We start from the raw sequence: 20,703 nt of genomic DNA on the forward strand, positions 1-20,703 counted from the left end.
TTATTTGAGTTACACTTAGATCAAATATATTCAATTTAAGTAACTTTAAATGTTTAAATCATAAATACAGATTACTTCAATTTGTTATTGCAATTTATAATAAAAAAATTTATTTTAAAAATATAATTTATATTTTTAAAGAATATATATTCTTTTATAAAATTTATTCTTCAAAAAAGGAAGACTATCTTATCTCTAGATAGCCTTCCTTTAATATAAAGAAATTTAATTTACTTCAATATTAATATAACCCCTTTAACTTCTATACTTTTATTTATAATAAACTAAAATGCTTTCGTATGGTTTTAACTCCATTTCTTCTAATATTTCTTTTCTTGTATAATTAGTCTCTAAAATTATATAGTTATCTTTACCTATATATTCCTTTGGTAAATTCCACGCTACATTCTTATCACTAAAATTACTAATAACAAGTATTCTCTCATCATCTAATTTTCTTTCATATACATATAAATGTTCATTGTCCTCATTAATTATATTATAGCTACCATCTACAAAGATATCATAATCCTTTCTATATTGAATTAATCTTTTATATGTATAGAATATAGATCTATCATCTTTTAATTCACTTTCCGCAGTTATATCATCATTATTAATTCTTAACCACGGAGTACCAGTAGTAAATCCTTTATTTAATTCATTATTCCATTGCATTGGTGTTCTAGCATTATCTCTAGATTTTTGTTGTAATATTAGTAACGCTTCCTTTTCATCAATGCCCTTGCTTAGCATATCATAATATGCACCTTTAGATTCAGCGTCATCATACTGATCAATAGATGTAAAATATGCATTTGTCATAGCAAGTTCCTCGCCTTGGTATATATAAGTAGTTCCTTGTAAACCAAATAGTGTTATAGCAAGCATCTTAGCACTCTCTTGTCTAAAAAACCTATCATCACCAAATCTTGATACCGCTCTTGGTTGGTCATGGTTTGTATAGAATAGTGCATTCCATCCTTTACCCTTGTCCATCTCTACTTGAAACTCTGATTGTGCTTTCTTTAGCTTTGCTAAATCAAACATCTCATTCGTCCACTTAACTCCATCCTTATAGTCTGTCTTCATATGATGAAAACTAAATACCATGCTTAATTCTTCTCTATCTTCTCTAGTATACTTAATACATTCAGCTGCATTAGTTGAAGACATTTCTCCTACAGTAACTAAGTTTTTAGGTCCAAAAACCTTTTTATTCATATTATGTAGATATTCATGAATTCTTGGACCATCTGCATAGTGGGTTCTCCCATCACCTTTAGGCCCAACTATTGGATCATCTGGTAAACCAGGTGTTTTAGATAACAAATTAACTACATCTAATCTGAATCCATCAACTCCCTTATTCGCCCAAAACTCTAAAATCTTATAACATTCTTCTCTAACTTCTTCATTTTCCCAATTTAAATCAGCTTGAGTTTCTTCAAATAAATGAAGGTAGTATTGATTAGTTTTCTCATCTAACTTCCAAGCTGGTCCACTAAATCTCGATATCCAATTATTAGGAACACTTCCATCTTCCTTTGCATCTTTCCAGAAATAATAATCTCTATACTTATTATCTTTGTTTTCTCTAGCCTTTTTGAACCACTCATGTTCCGTAGATGTATGGTTTAATACCATATCTAACATTATTTTTATGTTTCTGTTATGAGCCTCACTAAGTAATTCTTCAAAATCTTCCATAGTTCCATATTGAGGTTCTATATTATAATAATCTGATATATCATATCCATTATCTCTTTGAGGGGAAACATATATAGGAGTAATCCACAATAAGTCTACACCTAAATTAGATAAGTAATCTAATTTCTCAGTTATACCTCTAATATCTCCTATACCATCTCCATTACTATCATTAAAGCTTCTTGGATATATTTGATAAACCGTAGCCTTTTTCCACCAATTATTCATTTTAAGTACTCCTTTTACTATAATTAATCTACATTTATTACTTTTTCCCTTTAGCTCTTCCAACTACTAGTGTTAATACTAATGGTACTAAACCAGCTACTGCCATTGCCATAAATTGAGGTCCCCAAAATTCTCTTGGAACTGATAAAAATGATAATAATCCAGATACACCAAGTGAGAATGCTTCAACTCCATTCATCATAATAATCATTCCCGATAATCCTGTACCTATAAGCGCACATATAAATGGGAACTTAGCTCTTAAGTTAACACCAAATATTGCTGGCTCTGTTACACCTAAGTACGCTGATCCCATAGCAGTTAATGCCATAGATTTCTCCTTCTTGTTCTTTGCTAATATTGACATAGCTAGACATGAAGAACCTTGCGCTAAACATGATAATGCTATAACAGGGAATAAGAATGTTGTTCCTGTACTTGCTATTAACTCTAAGTTAACTGCTATAAATGCATGATGCATTCCTGTTATAACCATAAGTTCAAATGTACCACCAACTATTAATCCAGCTAATATTGGATAAGTCTTAAATAACCAAACAACGCTTCCTGTTAACTTACTTGCAATACCATATGTTATTGGTCCTACTATTAAGAATGTTAAGAAAGAAGTTACTAATAATGCAATTGGAGCAACTAAAATTAATTGCAATGAGTCCGGTACTAGCTTCTTTAACTTAATTTCTAATTTAGCTAGGATAAATGATGATGCTAAAACAGGTAATACTTGAGCTTGATATCCTATTTTATCTATTGTTAATCCAAAAATATTCCAAACCTCTGGTTCAGTTTGTCCAATTTGATATGCATTCATTAATGCTGGATTAACCATAACTAGGCCTAAAACTATACCTAATAATGGATTTCCACCAAATCTTTTTACTGCAGACCATCCTACTAATACTGGTAAGAATGAGAATGCCGTACTTGCTATCATATTTATAAGATCCGCTATATCTGCAATTCCTGTATATACTTGTACTAATGATTCTTCAAAGAATATTCCAGGTCCAGTTAAAACATTATTAACACCTAATAATAAACCCGCTGTAATAATAGCAGGTAATATCGGAATAAATACATCGGATAATACCTTTACTAACCTCTGAAGTGGATTTAATTTTTCTTCTTGAATCGATTTCAAATCAGATTTAGTAGCTTCTTTAACTCCAGTTTGTTTAATCACTTCATCGTAAGCTAAATTTACAGCTCCTTGTCCAATAATTACTTGAAATTGACCATTCGAATTAAAACACCCTTTTACTATATCGATTTCCTCTAATTGTTTAACGTCAACCTTTGATTCATCATTTAAAACAAATCTTAATCTAGTTACACAGTGTGTTAACATATTGATGTTTTCTTTACCACCAACATATTCAATAATTTTACTTACATTTTGTGAATTAACCTTAGCCATTTTAATTCCTCCTCCCAATGTTTACCTTTACATAGTAATATCTATTGAACAACTTGTCAATATATTTTCAAAAATTTGTTTAAACAATTTTTGATATCAACGATTAAAGCTTGTATTATAAACACATTGCTCCTTTTTATTGTTTTAAAATATTGTTTAAACAACTTTCTATTTCAAAGATATTTGTATATGTTTTGATTTTGTTTAAACATATTCATTCAAATTTTTAATGAGATAAAGTATAATATTAATATAAAGTTTTAAGGAGGCATTTCTTTGGCACAAGTAAAGTTTAAAAGCATCTATGAAAAACTAAGAAAAGATATTAAAAATGATGTATATAAAGATTCAATGATGTTACCTACAGAAATGGAATTAATAAAAGAATTCTCTTGTAGTCGTAATACTGTTCGTCGTGCAATTGATGAATTAAGTAGAGAAGGATTAGTTAAAAGCGTTAAAGGAAAAGGTGTTATTATTTTAGAAAACCGTAACTCTATAGAATTTTCCATAAGTAGTCTATCTGGCTTAAAAGAACAAAGCAGAAGAGATAATAAAACTTTTACTACTAGTGTTGCACACTTTTCCAAAATTTTAATTGATGAAGAATTATCTAAAAAAACATCTTTAAAGGAAGGTACGGAAGTTTATCATCTACATAGAATTAGATATGTTGACAACGAGGCTATGATTCTTGATATAAACTACTTTGACATTGATGTAGTTAAAGACCTTACTGTTGAAGTAGCTCAAGATTCCATTTATGAATATATAGAATCTAAACTTAGCACTAAAATACTAACCTCAAGAAAAGTAATTGTTGTTGAAAAAGCTACTGAACTAGATAAAAGATTTTTAGACCTTGGTTCCTATGATTGCGTGGCTGTTATAAGAAATTATGTTTATACCGATGCAGGAAAACTCTTTGAATATACTGAGTCTAGGCATAGACCTGATAAATTCATATTCGTTGAGTCTGATTCTAGGAGGTATAAAACAAATATATAACAAAACCTCAGGCTTATTAAGCCTGAGGTTTACATGGCATTCATATCTTTAACTATTTCGTTTATACAATCTTCCACTTGAGGATAATATCCACATTTATCTATAAATGCATGATCCATGCCTTTATATCTTATTCCCTTAGCTTTTACTCCAGAATCAATTAATTTCTTTAAATAAGCTTCTCCTTGAACTCTTAGAAAATCATATTCAGCAGTAATAACCAAAGTCTCAGGTAAACCTCTCAGATCACTTAATAATGGAGATACCTCAACATTATCGTCGCTAACTTTCCCCTGTAAATATAACTTCTTAACTATATCCATAGTACTTTCTAAACTCCTTATTGTTCTTTCCATAAGCTTATTATCACTACGTATATCATACTTATCTATATCCCAACTATAATATGAATCCTCTTTATCTGATAAGGTAACTACAGGATATAATAATGCTACATATTTAATCATATTTGTTTTTAAATTTCTATCTCTAATTGAGCAAACTGTAGCAATATTACCACCAGCACTATCTCCTGAAATTGCAATCTTGTTTTTATCTATATTAAATTCACCTGGATTATTATATACGTACATCAATATATCAAAACAATCATCTAGACCACATGGGAATGGATTTTCAGGTGCTAATCTATAATTTATAGAAATAACTACTGCATTAGCTTTATCAGCAATTAATTTACATGGATTCTCTACAACATCTATATCTCCACCAAAAAAGCCCCCTCCATGTATAAATATCATACATTTCATATTCCTATAATGTGTTATTGGTGAATATATTCTAATATCAATATTTCTATCTCCTAAGTTAATAATTTTTGTTCTTGTTACCACATCTTTTGAAATATCAATATTCGGCCATCCCATTCCTAACCTCATTTCTCCTACAGGTACTCCATCAAAAATATATTGATTAGGAATAATGTATCTCTTTTTGGGTTTTAACTTTTCATTGTATACCCTTGGATCCAGTATCCCTTCTTCACTTGAATCTGGGATACTCTTAATTAAAATATCTATATCATCAGTATTTACTATCTCGCCATTATTTGATAATATATCCACTAAATTTTTATAATTAGTATTTTTCATTTATGCTTCCTCTCAAATATTATGTTAAATTCACTTGTTCGCCGCCTTTAATCTCGTATATCTCTCCATTAACACTTATCCATACTGTTTGTACTGAAGGATTATAAACGAATGAACTATCCATTGAAAATCTTAAATTTTTAAATGCATTCATATAATCTACAATTTCAATATTTGTAGCATACCAAATATCATCTCTATTACCTATCTTCTCACAGAACTCTTCTATAAGCTCCCAATTATCATCTCTATTGAATTCATAACTATGTCCCCAAACATAGAATAGGTATAGTAATTGACTTCTATATAATCCAAGGAATTCATCTGTTAATTCTAATAATCCATTATTGTGATGACATGTTGCTTTCCATTCATATAAATCTGCAGGTAATTCAAAATTTCTTGTTTCCTCAACAACTCTAGAATATTCTATACCAACATGAGGTAACATATTCTTAATTTCTTCACTATATGATCCATTAGGGTATGACATTCCCCTCACAGGATACTTTACTATCTCCTCAAGCCCTCTTCTATCTTCTACAACTTCATTTACTACATGTGGCATAGGGCACCTTGCTACAGTTGGGTGTGTCATAGTATGAGCTGATACTTCATGACCTGTATAAACATCTACTATTTCATTTCTTGGAATTCTATGCCCATACTTATCATTAGGAACTTGATTCTCCATATCTATTAGCCCTGCATTTAAATGAAATGTTCCCTTAATTCCATATTTATTAAATAATTTTATAAGTCTTTTATCAGCTTCTCTTCCATCATCATAACTCATTGTTAATGCTTTAAATTTCCCTCCTGGAAAACAAATATAAATAGTCTTCATAGTTTCAATCCCCTCTTCTTCTATTTTAATCAAATATTAATATAAACGAAAAACAGAGTCAATAAAAATCCAAAAATTTGTTTAAACAAATTTTATTTTTCCCAAAAAAGCTGCTTCTTAAATAAAGAAACAGCTTTCTCTTGCTAAACTATTAATCTCCAAATTTGAGTTGTTATTAAACAAACTACTATTCCTGCTATAGTTGGAATTAGGAATGATAGTATCGTCCATTTCCAACTCTTTGTTTCCTTCTTGATTGTCCATAACGTTGTTCCACAAGGATAGTGCATAAGACAAATTATCATCATATTAATAGATGTTAACAGTGTCCACCCATTAGCAACTAATAATTCTTTTAATGCAATCATACTATCAAGCTCCAACATTGTAGTCGCCCTCATATAACTCATAATGATTATAGGCATAACTATCTCATTAGCAGGAAGACCTAATACGAATGCCATTAAAATATAACCATCTAATCCTATTAAATTAGCAAAGGGTTGTAGGAAATCAGCACAATAAGTTAACAAACTTACTTCTCCTACAGGAACGTTAGCAAAAATCCATATAACTATCCCAGCAGGTGCTGCTACTGCCATAGCTCGTCCAAGCACATATAATGTTCTATCTAATAATGATCTAACAAGAACTTTACCTATTTGAGGTTTTCTATATGGAGGTAACTCTAATATAAAGTTTGATGGTACTCCTTTTAAAACAGTCTTTGATAAAACCTTAGACGTTATAAGTGTCATAAATACACCCACTATTATAACTGATGTTACAGCTAGCGCAGATACAAGGCTACCAGTAAATCCACCAATTACAGATCCCCCTATAAATAAAGACGCTACTGTTATTAAGGTAGGAAACCTTCCATTGCAAGGCATAAAAACATTGGTTAATATAGCTATTAATCTTTCTCTTGGGGAATTAATTATTCTACATCCTATTACACCAGCTGCATTACATCCTAATCCCATACACATAGTTAGGGCTTGTTTACCACAAGAACAGCACTTTTTAAAACACTTATCTAAGTTAAAAGCTATTCTTGGTAAATATCCTAAGTCTTCAAGCAAGGTAAACATAGGGAAGAATATAGCCATTGGAGGTAACATAACAGATATTACCCAAGCTAAAGTAACATATATACCATCCATTAAAACACTACTAATCCATGAAGGTATAAAACTATTTGCAAGTATTCCTCTTAACCAAACCTCAATATTACCAAACATGTTTGATAATAATTCTGACGGATAGTTTGCAAGAGTTATTGTAATCCAAAGTACTATTAATAGTAAAACTATCATTATAGGAATTCCAGTAATCTTTGATACTAGTAACTTATCTATCTTCTTATGGAATTCGTTATATTTATCTCTTTCTTTTACTACATCTTTTGCTACCATTTCTGCATTCTTAACTAATGTTTCTACTATCTCATCTTCTATTGATTTTTCAACGCTTACTTCTTCTCTTATTTTGTTTACTTTATCCATAGAATCATTATCAATATTAAACTTTTTAACTAATGAGCTTACTATCCCCTTATTATTTTCTAATAACCTAATAGATGCCCATCTTAACTTTTTTTTGTCATTAGATAACATCTCATTATTAGATAGAACAGCTTGTATATCTTTTATGGATTCTTCAATTGTTTTTTCATATCTTACAAGAGCATAAGTATCTCTTTTCTTATTTATTTCATCTAGTACTTTCTTCTTTAGATCATCTATTCCTTCATTTTGCCTCGCTGCTGTAACAACAACACAAGTATTAAGCTCTTTAGCTAATTTTCTTTCATCAATTGATATGCCTTGTTTTTTAGCCTCATCTATTAAATTAACACAAAGTATAACCTTTTCTGTTATTTCAGATATCTGATAAAATAAATTTAAGTTTCTTTCTAAAGATGTAGCATCTGCTACCACTACAACTAAATCAGGATCTTCAAAACATATATAATCCCTTGCAATCTCTTCTTCTTCAGAATTAGATAGCAACGAATAAGTTCCTGGTAAATCTACCACCTTAATTTTTTCTCCATTAACTTGGAATATACCTTCAGCATTTGCTACAGTCTTCCCAGGCCAGTTTCCTGTGTGTTGATTTAAACCTGTTAATGCATTAAAAACTGTACTTTTACCTACATTAGGATTACCAGCCAGCCCTATTCTGTACTTATAATCACCACTAGCTTTTCCATTTTCTCCTGATAGAACTCCAATACCTGTTGAATTTTTACTTAAGCCCATGTCTCCTCCTACTTATAACTTACTACCTGAATCTTTTCACTATCTTCTCCCCTTAATGCTATTAAGGCTCCTCTTATTAGATAAGCTGTTGGGTCACCAAATGGTCCTCTATACATGACATCTATTTCGGTTCCCTCAATTATCCCCAAATCAAAAAATCTTCTCCTAAGTTCTCCCTCCGCATCTACACCTACAACTTTAACAGTTGAAGCTAAATCTGCATTTACTAGATTCATAATATTTTCTCCCTTCGTTTAATTTTAGATATAGATTTATTTATATATATATTTTTATCCCTATTCTTAAACTATGACAGATTAATATATATTGTGTCTTTTATCATCATAAATTTTTATATTACGATTAATTATAAGAAAGAGGTTGGTACTTAAATTTACCAACCTCTTTCTTATTCAAAAATAGAATTTAAAATTTCATCTTTATATAATAGTTCTTTTGCCTCTTTTCTATATTCTTCTTCATGAATAAATGTATGTCTATTAGGTTTTATGCTTGGTGCAATGTCAATGGCATTTTCAAAATCTTCTCTTTTAATTTTCAATGTTTTTACATAATCCCAAAATCCTGTAGTAGTTAATACTTCATTAACTCTTTTATATCTATGTTCTTGAACCTTACTCATGATATATGTAGCAATTCCAACCTGTACTCCATGAAGTTGTGGCTGATCTAATATCTTATCTAAAGCATGAGAAATCAAATGTTCACTACCACTAGTTGGAGAACTATTACCAGCTATCTCATTGGCTATTCCACTCATAGCAAGGGAATCTACTAACTCTTTTAAGAACAAGTCATCTTTTATAGATTTAAATGGAGTTCTAATAAAACTATTTACTGCCTTTTTAGCTATCATTAATGCAAAATCATCTAATTCACCTACACCTTTATTAGCTTCATAAATCCAATCATATAAAGCTGTTATCTTAGAAATTAAATCTCCTATTCCTGAATAAATAAATTTTTCAGGTGCACTTTTTATCACATCTAAATCAACTACTATTCCATAAGCCAACCTTGCTGGTACTGAGGTTCTCTTACCATCTACAAGTAATGATGCACTAGAACTTGAAAACCCATCACTAGATGATGATGTTGGTATACTTATAAATGGTATTTTTCTTAGAAACCCAACATACTTTGCTACATCAATTACCTTTCCTCCTCCAATACCTATAACTGCATCTATATTATTAGATATTGAAAAAGCTAGCCTTGTAATATCTTCAATATCGGTAGTATCTAGTTCTTCATAGTGTAAAAGTTCTATATCTTCTTTCTCTAAGGACTCAAATACCTTATTTCCAAACAATTCAATAAGACCATTACCAAAAAATATACATACTCTATTAAATTTATTTTCACTTAAAAATTGACCTAAATATCCTAAAGTACCTCTTCCAACCTTTAAGAAAGCTGGTATAGAAATACTATGTGACTTTACTTTCATTCTTCTATTACCCTCTTTTCAATTAAACTTTTTTCTATATCCCTATAATCACTTATAGGGATAAAATTCACACCTTCCTCTTGTAACATTCCTTGAAGTTTTCCCTTGGCAAAGCATATATCTGCTAACTTACATGGTGGAATATCTGGTGCACTATCTCCAGCATAATAAACATATGAATATTTATGTTTTAAATCTGCCACAACTTTTCCTTTATCTATTCCATACACCTCAGAATAATATGGATTATTTTTATCTATATTTAAATGAATACCTCTATCCTTATATTCCCCTGGATTAGAATAAACTTTAATATTGGACAGCCCTTTTTCCTTAAGTAATCTATCTATATAGTAATTAGTTCCTGCACTTAAAATAATAAAATCTCCACCAGCTTCTTTTACCTTTTGAATTACTTTATCTGCATTTTTATCCCATTCAATTTTTAATATATCTTCTAATATTTCATCTTCATCTCTATTAATTGAACTATAAATCTTATGTAAAAAATCCTTATCTTTATATTCACTCCTACGCCATGCTTTGTATAACTCTTTTCCCTCTTCACCTAAGTATTCATCTATTATCATTTTATAAAAATCTTTATGTGTTAATGTTCCATCAAAATCTGATATAAAAGCAAACTTTTTATGTTCCATAATTTACGACCTCCTAAGTTATTTATCTTAGTTTTCCTTAGTTATCTCTGTTTATACTAGCTATGCATTTCTTATTCAATCCAATGAGATGGTCTAACTATGGAGGTAGGAATCACTGTACTAATATCTCCTTTAGCTGAATTAATTTGAGCTTGTGTAATAAATATACTCTCTCTTAGGTTAGCTCCTCTTAAATCTGCATCTCTTAAATCTGCTCCAATAAGGTCTGTTCCAATTAAACTCACACCTCTTAAATCTGATGCAATAAGGAGGGCTCCACTTAAATCCTCTCCTACTAAATTAACCTTTTTAAGATCTGCTCCAATTAAATTTAGTCTTCCTGATATCATCTTTCTATTTCTTAATCTATTATTACTATTTTTATTTAACTTATTTCTAATACCCTTACTAGTATTTAATAATAGCTTATTTACCCTAAACCTATGTCCAACTAAATCAATTTTAATGATAGAATCCTTATCTAACTTTGTAAGACTTTCTGTTTCATCTATCATATTACTTATTTCCTCTTTTATCTTATCATCTTTTTATAATCTATAAGCTTCTGCTAAATACCATAGCATCTCATGTAGTTGCCTCATTACTATGAATACATCATACATCTTATTTGAATACTCAGGACTTTCTCTCCAATAATGTCCTTTATATGTAACCTGAGCAACTTTTTGTCCTGCACCAAAACAATCATATGCAGTACATCCCTTTAGTCCTTTTTTTCTTAAATCCCTATGTACCTTACACTTAAAATCACTTTGTAAATTAATGCATGGCTTACCAGGCTCCTTATCCTCAGGAAATCCATCTACTTTTGAAAAATATAACGCTATGCAACAAAAACCAAAACACTTTTCACAATCTATTTTTAACTCTTTATATATATCTTTATTTATATATTTCATCTAACTTCTCCTAACTAACTTTGCTTTACTAAATTATATCATTTATTTCCACTTCTGTATATTAATTGAAATAAAAAGATATACTAACTGAACAAAACTAGAGGAATAAAAAAAGACTAGTTATTTAATATAAATAACTAACCTTTTAACTTTTTATCTTATTATAACTTAATATTTCTAACAAAAAATTCAACACAATTTATAAACCATTCACTTAAATTAGGATATTCTTTCTGTATTAGTATTTTTATATCTTCTATTTGAGTATCTAATGGTAATACATTTGCTCCTTGAACCTTATTTCCTATAGCCATATTCGCTCTTGCATAATCTCCTATTGCTATATCTGATGCTATAGCTGCTGCTCCAATTGAGTATTTTCCTATAGATATCGCTCCCAAAGAAAAAACTCCAATAGATATAGCTCCCATTGAAAAAGTTCCTATAGATATAACACCAATAGCTAAAAGCAATGCTATTGATATAGCTGCTAGACTAATTATACCTATGGACATACAACCAAAACTTAATACTCCTAAAGAAATAATACCTGCTGATACAATTCCATATGATATATTTCCTATAGCAACTATTCCTTTAGCTTTCTTAAATCCCTTACCTATATTAATATGAATAAGTGGTAAGCCAAGTAATGTCCTTTTGCTCCTATATTCATACTCTAATCTTCCTCCGTGAAGATTTATAATAATTTGAGTTGATTTAGTATCATTGTCTATTATATTAACCTTTGAATCCTTAGCATCTTTTTCTTGTAATATATCATACTCATCACTATCTTTAACTAAATTATCAATAGTAACATTATATATATCTGATAATATTATTAATTTCTTTAAATCTGGTACAGACTGTCCAGATTCCCACTTTGAAACTGATTGTCTTGATATGCCTAATCTCTCTGCTAATTCTTCCTGAGACATTCCATTCTTACTTCTTAATAATTGTAGCTTCTCACCTAATTGCATGCCTCTCACCTCCATGAAAAAGTATAGTAACTTTTCATATAAAACTCTACCAACTATCCCTTTCTTTTTGTCAACTAGCAGTTGCAACTGTGTATTTTCAACAACTTTATTCTAAAATCATTTTTACGTGAGGTATATCAACTTCTTCATATACATCCGAAATCACCTTAAAACCAACCTTTTCATAAAGATCTTTGGCATATAGTTGAGCAGACAAAGTAATCTTATTCTCCTTTAATTCTTTTTGTATAAATTCAATACCTCTCTTCATTAATTCAGAAGCAATGCCTTTTCTTCTATATTCATTTAATACTAATACTCTTCCTATAGCTGCAGTATCATATGTTATTCCACTAGGAATTAATCTAGCATAAGCAACTATCTTCCCTTCATCTTCTAAAAATATATGAAATACCTTTTTATCAACATCATCAAAATCATTTTCTTGATAAATTTTCTGTCCACATACAAAGACCTCATACCTTACTTTACAAATTTCATATAACTCATCTAGCGTTAAATCATAAAATCTTTTTATCTTCCAGTTCATTGTTAAATATTCTCCCCTAACTATCTATACATTTATATTTTTAAAAATATATAAATATAAGAAGCCACCTTAGTAGCTCCTTAAAAATTTATCTTATTTGTCCATTACCATAGATAATATACTTTGTGGTTGTTAATTCAGTTAACCCCATTGGCCCTCTAGCATGTAATTTTTGAGTACTTATTCCTATTTCAGCTCCAAAGCCAAATTCACTTCCATCAGTAAATCTTGTTGATGCATTAACATATACAGCAGCAGCATCTACTCTTTGTAAAAACCTTTGAGAATTATCATAGCTCTTAGTAACTATTGCTTCTGAATGTCCTGAACCATACTTATTTATGTGTGAAATAGCTTCATCTACATCTTTAACTATTTTAACTCCAATAATATAATCAAGATATTCTCTTCCCCAATCTTCCTCAGTTGCTGCCTGAACATCTTCTATTATAGTTCTAACATTTTCATCACCTATTACTTTTACATTCTTTTCTCTTAATGCATTAATAACCATAGGTATAAATTTATCAGCAACCTTTTCACTTACTAAAAGCTTTTCTTCTGCATTACAAACAGCTGGCCTACTTGTCTTTGCATTTATTACTATATTTTTAGCCATTTCTAAATCTGCATCACAATCAACATAAACATGACAGTTTCCTGTACCAGTTTCAATAACTGGTACTGTAGCATTCTTTACTACAGCTTTTATAAGACCTGCTCCCCCTCTAGGTATAAGCACATCTATATATTCATTTAACCTCATCATTTCTGTTGCAACTTCTCTACTTGTATCTTCTACTAGTTGTAATGAATACTCTGGAAGTCCTGTTTCCTTTATTCCTTCCACTAAAGCTTTAACTATAGCCATATTAGAGTTTATAGCTTCACTTCCACCTCTTAGTATAACTGCATTACCAGTCTTTAAACATAAACCTGCTGCATCACAAGTGACGTTAGGTCTTGCTTCATATATTATACCTATTACACCCATAGGAACTCTTTGCTTACCTATTTGTAATCCATTTGGTCTCCTCCACATTGAAGTAACTTCTCCAACTGGATCTGCTAATGCTACTACTTCTCTTAATCCATCTGCCATATCAGCTAATATTTTTTCATCTAGCTTTAGTCTATCTAACATCGCTTCAGTAGTGCCTTTTTCAATAGCCTTATCTAAATCTCTCTTATTTTCTGCTATTATATAATCCTTATTTTCTATAAGTTTTTCAGCCATCTTAAGTAAAGCTTCATTCTTTTTTGTTGTAGTTGCATTCATAAGTTCATATGACGCTTCTTTTGCTCTTTGTCCTTTTAAAATTAATTTACTCATTCTTTGCCCCCTTATATTACCTCTTACCTAAAAATAAAGTACCAATATTTTCTCCTGCTAATATATCTAGTAATATATTTGGCTCACTTCCATTAGCTAATACCATATTAACTCCAGCCTCTGCAGAAACCTTAGCTGCCATTAATTTAGTAATCATTCCTCCAGTTCCTAAATTAGATCCTGCACCACCAGCACATTCTTCTAATTCAGGAGTAACCTCTTCTACTATTTCTAGCATCCTTGCATCTTCATTACTTCTTGGATCTGAATCGTAGAATCCATCTATATCTGATAGTATTACTAAAAGATCTGCTTTTACTAATCCTGATACTATTGCAGATAGGTTATCATTATCCCCAAACTTAACTATATTTTCAATTTCATCTATAGAAACTGTATCATTTTCATTTACTATTGGAACTATTCCATTTTCTAATAACGTTTCAAATGTATTACATACATTTTCTCTTATGTGATCATCCTCAACAACATCCCTAGTAAGTAAAACCTGTCCTACAACATGACTATACTCACCAAAGAATTTACTATATATATGCATCAATTCACATTGTCCTACAGCTGCTACTGCTTGTTTTTCTCTTATAGTCTTGGGCTTTTCTTTTAACTTTAACTTGCTTACTCCAACTCCAATTGCACCAGATGTAACAAGTACAACTTCCTTACCTGAATTCATCATATCAGATAATATTCTTGTTAATCTTTCAATTCTTGTTAAATTAATATTTCCATTTTCATAAGTTAACGTAGAAGTTCCTACTTTAACTACTACTCTTTTCGCTTCTTTTAATTGTTTACGAAAGCCCATTTCTACATCCCCCTAATATTTTATTTATAACATTTATATTACTATACCTTTTTTATCTTATCAATAAAAGGGATTTTTACATAATTACTTTCTATAAAGCATTTTATTATTAATTTTAATAAAGAATATATTGGTACTATGCAAAAGGCAACCAATGGTCCTCCTATTGCTGCTCCACCTACTACTAAAAATATATCAGTAATTGGATGTATATTCATTGTTTTTCCCATTATAAATGGAACAACTACTCTTCCCTTTAATGTTTGAGCTATTATAAATAACAATGTTAATTTTATCAACATGTTAAAACCTATTATTGTTGCAACTATGTATGGAATTATCATAGAAATAAAAAATCCTACAAATGGAATAAATGCTAGTATGAATGTAGTAAATGCTAATAATAATGCACTAGGCATACCTATTATTATGTATCCCACAAAGACCATAGTTGCTAAAGATAATGCTACTATAGCCTGACCTATTATATATGTAGATAGAATATCATCACATTTAGGTAATAACTTTTCAATAGTATCTTTATATTTTCCCGGGCAATATTTTAAAATAACATTTTTAAAATTATGACCGTCTCTTAATAAAAAGAATGTAATTAATATAACTAATAACACATTAGAAAATAACATCATTCCTTTATCAAATATATCTTTAGCATTTGTAACTAATAATGAAATATAATTCATTATCTCTGTACATAATGAACTTATTGATGATTGTATACTATCATTATTTATAACCTCATTAGTAAACTCAGCTATCTGATTTCTATCGATATAAGCTAGTATTAATGATTTAAGTTGTACTAACTGAATTACAAGGTATTCTCCAAAATATCTAATAACAGCAGCTAGTATAAATGCTGTTATTGATAGTGTTAATAAGGCTGACTTTGAAGTTTTCATTCCCTTTTTTATGAATATATCATTCAATGGTTTTAGAATATAAAAAAGAAATACACCAAATATTATAGGTGCTACTATTACTAATAATATAACCTGTAAAAATTCATGTATTATACCAAATTTACCCAACATATATAATAAAAATATTGTTAAGTTAGCTATAATTAAATTGTTAATAACCTTCTTTTTATCCATAATAAACTCTCCTTTATTAGAGTTAGTTTATCCATAAAATAATTAAAAATTCTATTTGTTAGATAGTTATATGAAAGTTTTTTCTTCATATACTTACAATTTTTATAGTAACCTTTTAAGATTTTTACTTTTGTTAATATGATAGCTAAAGAATCAGGATAAATTTAAAAGGAGTTTAGATAATCATCTAAACTCCCTTTAATATTAATAGAAATTTTAATACAGAATAATACTGGGGATAGTATTATTTCATGAGTCTAAAGTTATCAAAGATTAATTAATATTGGCAAGTTTCATATTCTCTTTAAATAACTTTAGCTTGATGGCTTAATTTAGCTATCTCTACCACAATTTTAATATATATACTTTTTAATATAAACCATAAAATTTAAATACTGTACCCATACAGCATTATATTTGTTCTCCATTTGATTTAATTACATTCTTATACCAGAAAAAACTCTTCTTTCTTATTCTTCTTAAATCTTTTAAATCAAACTCATCTCTATTCACATATATAAAACCATATCTCTTTTTAAATCCTTGATGTGTGCTAATTAAATCTATAGCAGACCATGGACAATAACCTAATAACTCTACACCATCAGTTATAGCAAGTTTTGCTTGCTCTATATGCTTTCTTAAATAGTCAATTCTATAATCATCGTTTATAGTATCATCATCTTCTAAGTTATCATAAGCTCCCAAACCATTTTCAGTTACTATTAATGGTAAGTTATATCTTCCATATATCTCTCTTAATGTTGTTCTAAATCCTACTGGATCTATTTCCCATCCAAATTCAGTTTTCTCTAAGAAATCATTATGTGCTCCATTAAATACTCCTAAATCTCCTGTAGCAATTTGTTGATCTCCACCGACAAACTTACCTTCTGAATCATCAATTTTACTTTCTTTAACTGTAGCTGTACTATAGTAATTAAATGCTATAAAGTCAGGGTCTCCCCCCTTTAATATTTCCATATCTCCATCTTCTATCTTAGGTTCAATTCCCTTTTCCTTCATATAGCTCCATGCTATTGCATTGTATCTTCCATATACAGCCATATCTAAGTATAGCCAATTTCTTATTGCATTAAAGTTTTGAGCAGCTAGTACATCTTCTGGTTTTGGTGATGCAGGATATATAGCACTTATATTTGGTGCAGGTCCTATCTTACCACCTTCAACCATCTTATGACATAGTTTCATAGTCATAGCTTGTGCAAGCATCATGTGATGATTTTGTTGATATAACTCTTTTTGTATATCTTCACAACCTTCATTTACAGTACCTATTGCTGCACCATGTAAAATCATCATATTTTGTTCATTTATAGTTAACCAGTACTTAACCCTATCTCCAAAATTCTCAAACAATACCTTTGCATATTCTACAAAAGCATCTACTGTATCCCTGTTAGACCATCCTCCTCTTTGTTGTAATACATCTGGCAAATCAAAATGATACATTGTTACTAATGGTTCAATATCATACTTCTTTAGTTCATCAATTAAATTATTATAAAATTCTATACCTTTTTTATTAACTTCACCAGTGCCATTTGGAATAATTCTTGTCCATGATATTGAAAATCTATAAGTTTTAAAACCCATTTCTGCAAATAGTGCTATATCTTCTTTATAGTGGTGATAATGGTCACTTGATACCTTAAAATCAGCTGTTCCTTCTGGTAGTGCCTTAGTATCTTGTACTGATGCTCCTTTTCCATCTTCATTATAAGCTCCTTCTACTTGATATGCTGATGTAGATGCCCCCCATAAAAAATTCTTTGGAAATTTACTCTCAACTTTATGATACATATTTTATACCTCCTAGCTTTTCCTTCTATACCTCCATTCTAATTCATGTTTCTTCCGATTTACACATCTATTTCCTCATACTGTACCCAAACAGTTTTTTCACCATCCAGCTCTGCATCCATAAGATCTTGCTACTCAAAAATTTTTATAACGTAAAAAGGTGTAGCGGATATTTATTTCGCTTGTTCCGTCGCAAGCTCCAAGTCATATCAAAACAAATATCCACCCCACCCGTACTAAAGGTAAGGAAATTATAAAATCACTATCCCTTATTTTATATTTTTTAATATGAAAATGTAATAATACATTTGATTTATAGCTAATTGAAATTTTATACTTTTCTAGACAGTAAAAAAGCTCGCTATATCAGCAAGCTTTTTTTATTCTACTAAATTCATAAATCCTTTTCCTAAAACTTCACTTGTAGCATTAACTGTTATAAATGCTTCAGGATCTTCTTTTTTTATAAATTGTTTTAATTGTATAAATTGCCTTCTACTTAAAATAGTTAATATAACAGTATTTTCTCTTCCCGTATATCCGCCTTTACCTTTAAATACAGTGCAACCTCTATCTACATCTTTATTAATGTACTCTACAACTTTTTCTTCCTCTTGAGTAAAAATAAGTACTTGTTTACAAGAATTAAAACCATCTATAAATTTATCTATTAGTGTTCCAATTAAGTAAACACTCAATAATCCAAATAACCCTAGCTCCATACCAAATGTATACATAGCAAGTAATATTACTATAGAATCAGATATAAGTTGTCCCATACCATATCCAATATGAAGATACTTACTTAATAATTTAGCTATTATACTAGTTCCACCTGTAGAAGCATCCTGAGTAAACATTATCGCTGTTCCCATAGCTAATAATGCACTACCAAAAATAGTTGCAAGTATTAAGTTGTTTGTTAATGCAAATGATATTCCCGACTTTTCAGTTATAGAAAGTATTGTTGAAAGACCAAAGGCCGCATAAATACTCTTTATCCCAAACTCTCCACCAATAAATATAAATGCAACACCAAATAATATTATATTTGCAACAAACATAATAATTCCTGACTCTATTCCAGTTATATCATGTAATACTAAAGCTAACCCTGATACTCCACCACATGCTATATTATTAGGAAAAAAGAAAAATATAAATGAAGCTACTACCAATAATACTCCAAATGTTATAATTGCATACTCTTTTACCTTCTTCATCTTGTTCCCCCTATTATGTATTTATCTACAATATATATTAACACAATAGTCTTTATTTCATAGGCTTGAATAGATAATTTAATTTTTTTATATAAGAATTAAATATTTCTAAATACCTAACTCTTTATATATAGCTTTAGCTACTCCACTATTATCATTAGTATCTGTTATATTTTTTGCAATTTCTTTTATCTCTGGAATAGCATTTTCCATAGCATATGCTTTTTCAAATTCAGTGAATAATGAATAATCATTAAAACTATCTCCAAAAGCTATAACTTCTTCATTCTTTATTCCCATCTTCTCAGTAACTTTCTTTAATATATAACCTTTTTGAGCTCTTTCATCTGTTATTTCAATATTAGTTATAAAAGATGATAAAACTGCTAATCCCCCAATATTATTTAATTCTACCTTAGTTTTATTAATAACTTCTACATCATTGCTAAATGTAATTATTTTTCTTATTTCTATACGACTTTCTATAAACTTATCAATATCATCTATATACTTAAGTGTTTTAAAATGCTCATGTTCTTTAGCTATTTCTAAAGCTTTATCATAGTCTTGAACTTTTTCAAAGTTTTGTACTCTATAAACCATCTCTTTTAGAGCTTCTTCCTTTGTACTTGTTGTATATGAACCCTCATCAGTATATAATTCAACTATTAAATCTTCTTTACAAAGAATATTAAGTATATCTTTTATCTTTCTTTTATCCATGCTTATGCTTTCAACGAGTTCACCATTTTCATTTCTAAATTCTGCACCATTCATTAGTATATACTCACACTTTATTCCATGCTTATCCATAAAAGGTTTTACACTATCATACATTCTTCCTGTGGCTATTATAAAATGTACTCCTAACTCTTTAGCCTTTAATATAGCCTTTACATTCTCTTCTGTTATATCATGCTGAGAATTTAATAATGTTCCATCCATATCTGACGCTATTACCCTTATCAACTTCATATCCTCCATTTTCATTAGCATTCCCTTAATATTATATCAGATGCTGTCTAGTACTATTATTTAATACTTCCACTACATTTTTTCGATAATCAATTCTTAATTTATTTAATATTTCTATGTAATTATTAAATTTTTTGATTATTTATACTATCTTTTTTGTAAAAAGTATAATAAAATATAATTATTGTATAATTATAAACTTAAAGGA

At 29.4% G+C, this 20,703-nt stretch carries 17 protein-coding genes and 1 pseudogene; 1 reads left to right on the plus strand and 17 read right to left on the minus strand.

Annotated features, from left to right (window positions below):
* Window positions 1-270: 270 nt before the first annotated feature.
* Together KIB46_RS06790 and treB are read right to left on the minus strand one after the other, a co-directional pair.
* Window positions 271-1,938 carry an alpha,alpha-phosphotrehalase gene (locus tag KIB46_RS06790; RefSeq protein ID WP_291671249.1) on the minus strand — a complete coding sequence of 556 codons (1,668 nt, stop codon included), beginning with the start codon at window positions 1,936-1,938 and terminating at the stop codon, window positions 271-273.
* Window positions 1,939-1,975: 37 nt separating this feature from the next.
* Window positions 1,976-3,376, minus strand: coding sequence for a PTS trehalose transporter subunit IIBC (treB, locus tag KIB46_RS06795; RefSeq protein ID WP_291671250.1), 1,401 nt, complete (start codon window positions 3,374-3,376; stop codon window positions 1,976-1,978).
* Between the two features lie 276 nt (window positions 3,377-3,652).
* Between treB and treR the strand changes: the two genes are divergently transcribed.
* On the plus strand, window positions 3,653-4,384 hold the full coding sequence (treR, locus tag KIB46_RS06800; RefSeq protein WP_291671251.1) for a trehalose operon repressor: 732 nt from the start codon (window positions 3,653-3,655) through the stop codon (window positions 4,382-4,384).
* A 29-nt stretch (window positions 4,385-4,413) separates the two neighbouring features.
* Here the strand turns inward: treR and KIB46_RS06805 are convergent, their stop codons facing one another.
* The 15 genes and pseudogenes from KIB46_RS06805 to KIB46_RS06875 all read right to left on the minus strand — a co-directional run bounded on the left by KIB46_RS06805 (window position 4,414) and on the right by KIB46_RS06875 (window position 20,489).
* Window positions 4,414-5,496 (minus strand): alpha/beta hydrolase, encoded by a 1,083-nt coding sequence (locus KIB46_RS06805; RefSeq protein ID WP_291671252.1) that lies wholly within the window; start codon window positions 5,494-5,496, stop codon window positions 4,414-4,416.
* Window positions 5,497-5,515: 19 nt separating this feature from the next.
* Window positions 5,516-6,343 carry a polysaccharide deacetylase family protein gene (locus tag KIB46_RS06810; RefSeq protein WP_291671253.1) on the minus strand — a complete coding sequence of 276 codons (828 nt, stop codon included), beginning with the start codon at window positions 6,341-6,343 and terminating at the stop codon, window positions 5,516-5,518.
* Window positions 6,344-6,486: 143 nt separating this feature from the next.
* The gene (feoB, locus tag KIB46_RS06815; RefSeq protein WP_291671254.1) at window positions 6,487-8,610 is read right to left on the minus strand and encodes a ferrous iron transport protein B; all 2,124 of its coding nucleotides are present in this window, start codon (window positions 8,608-8,610) and stop codon (window positions 6,487-6,489) included.
* 8 nt (window positions 8,611-8,618) lie between these two features.
* On the minus strand, window positions 8,619-8,846 hold the full coding sequence (locus tag KIB46_RS06820) for a FeoA family protein (protein ID WP_156562622.1): 228 nt from the start codon (window positions 8,844-8,846) through the stop codon (window positions 8,619-8,621).
* Window positions 8,847-9,019: 173 nt separating this feature from the next.
* Window positions 9,020-10,081, minus strand: coding sequence for an iron-containing alcohol dehydrogenase family protein (locus KIB46_RS06825; RefSeq protein ID WP_291671255.1), 1,062 nt, complete (start codon window positions 10,079-10,081; stop codon window positions 9,020-9,022).
* Entirely contained in the window at window positions 10,078-10,740 is a 663-nt protein-coding gene (locus KIB46_RS06830) for an MtnX-like HAD-IB family phosphatase (protein WP_291671256.1), read from the minus strand. Before KIB46_RS06830 ends, KIB46_RS06825 begins: the two co-directional genes overlap by 4 nt.
* Before the next feature lie 71 nt (window positions 10,741-10,811).
* A pseudogene (locus tag KIB46_RS06835) lies at window positions 10,812-11,660 on the minus strand (pentapeptide repeat-containing protein).
* 161 nt (window positions 11,661-11,821) lie between these two features.
* A complete protein-coding gene (locus tag KIB46_RS06840; RefSeq protein WP_291671257.1) occupies window positions 11,822-12,646 on the minus strand; it encodes a helix-turn-helix transcriptional regulator in 825 nt (274 codons plus the stop codon).
* Window positions 12,647-12,752: 106 nt separating this feature from the next.
* Entirely contained in the window at window positions 12,753-13,196 is a 444-nt protein-coding gene (locus tag KIB46_RS06845; protein WP_156562609.1) for a GNAT family N-acetyltransferase, read from the minus strand.
* An 88-nt stretch (window positions 13,197-13,284) separates the two neighbouring features.
* Window positions 13,285-14,529, minus strand: coding sequence for a glutamate-5-semialdehyde dehydrogenase (locus KIB46_RS06850; RefSeq protein WP_291671258.1), 1,245 nt, complete (start codon window positions 14,527-14,529; stop codon window positions 13,285-13,287).
* A gap of 16 nt (window positions 14,530-14,545) precedes the next feature.
* Window positions 14,546-15,355: a glutamate 5-kinase gene (gene proB / locus KIB46_RS06855; protein WP_156562604.1), complete on the minus strand. Its 810-nt coding sequence runs from the start codon at window positions 15,353-15,355 to the stop codon at window positions 14,546-14,548.
* Window positions 15,356-15,396: 41 nt separating this feature from the next.
* A complete protein-coding gene (locus KIB46_RS06860) occupies window positions 15,397-16,473 on the minus strand; it encodes an AI-2E family transporter (RefSeq protein WP_291671259.1) in 1,077 nt (358 codons plus the stop codon).
* A gap of 411 nt (window positions 16,474-16,884) precedes the next feature.
* Window positions 16,885-18,297: a glycoside hydrolase family 1 protein gene (locus tag KIB46_RS06865; RefSeq protein WP_156562599.1), complete on the minus strand. Its 1,413-nt coding sequence runs from the start codon at window positions 18,295-18,297 to the stop codon at window positions 16,885-16,887.
* 380 nt (window positions 18,298-18,677) lie between these two features.
* Window positions 18,678-19,520: a YitT family protein gene (locus tag KIB46_RS06870; protein ID WP_156562597.1), complete on the minus strand. Its 843-nt coding sequence runs from the start codon at window positions 19,518-19,520 to the stop codon at window positions 18,678-18,680.
* Window positions 19,521-19,628: 108 nt separating this feature from the next.
* The gene (locus KIB46_RS06875; RefSeq protein WP_156562594.1) at window positions 19,629-20,489 is read right to left on the minus strand and encodes a Cof-type HAD-IIB family hydrolase; all 861 of its coding nucleotides are present in this window, start codon (window positions 20,487-20,489) and stop codon (window positions 19,629-19,631) included.
* Between the last annotated feature and the right edge of the window lie 214 nt (window positions 20,490-20,703).

It is taken from the genome of Clostridium sp. (genome assembly GCF_018372875.1).
In the GTDB taxonomy this organism is placed as follows: domain Bacteria; phylum Bacillota; class Clostridia; order Clostridiales; family Clostridiaceae; genus Clostridium.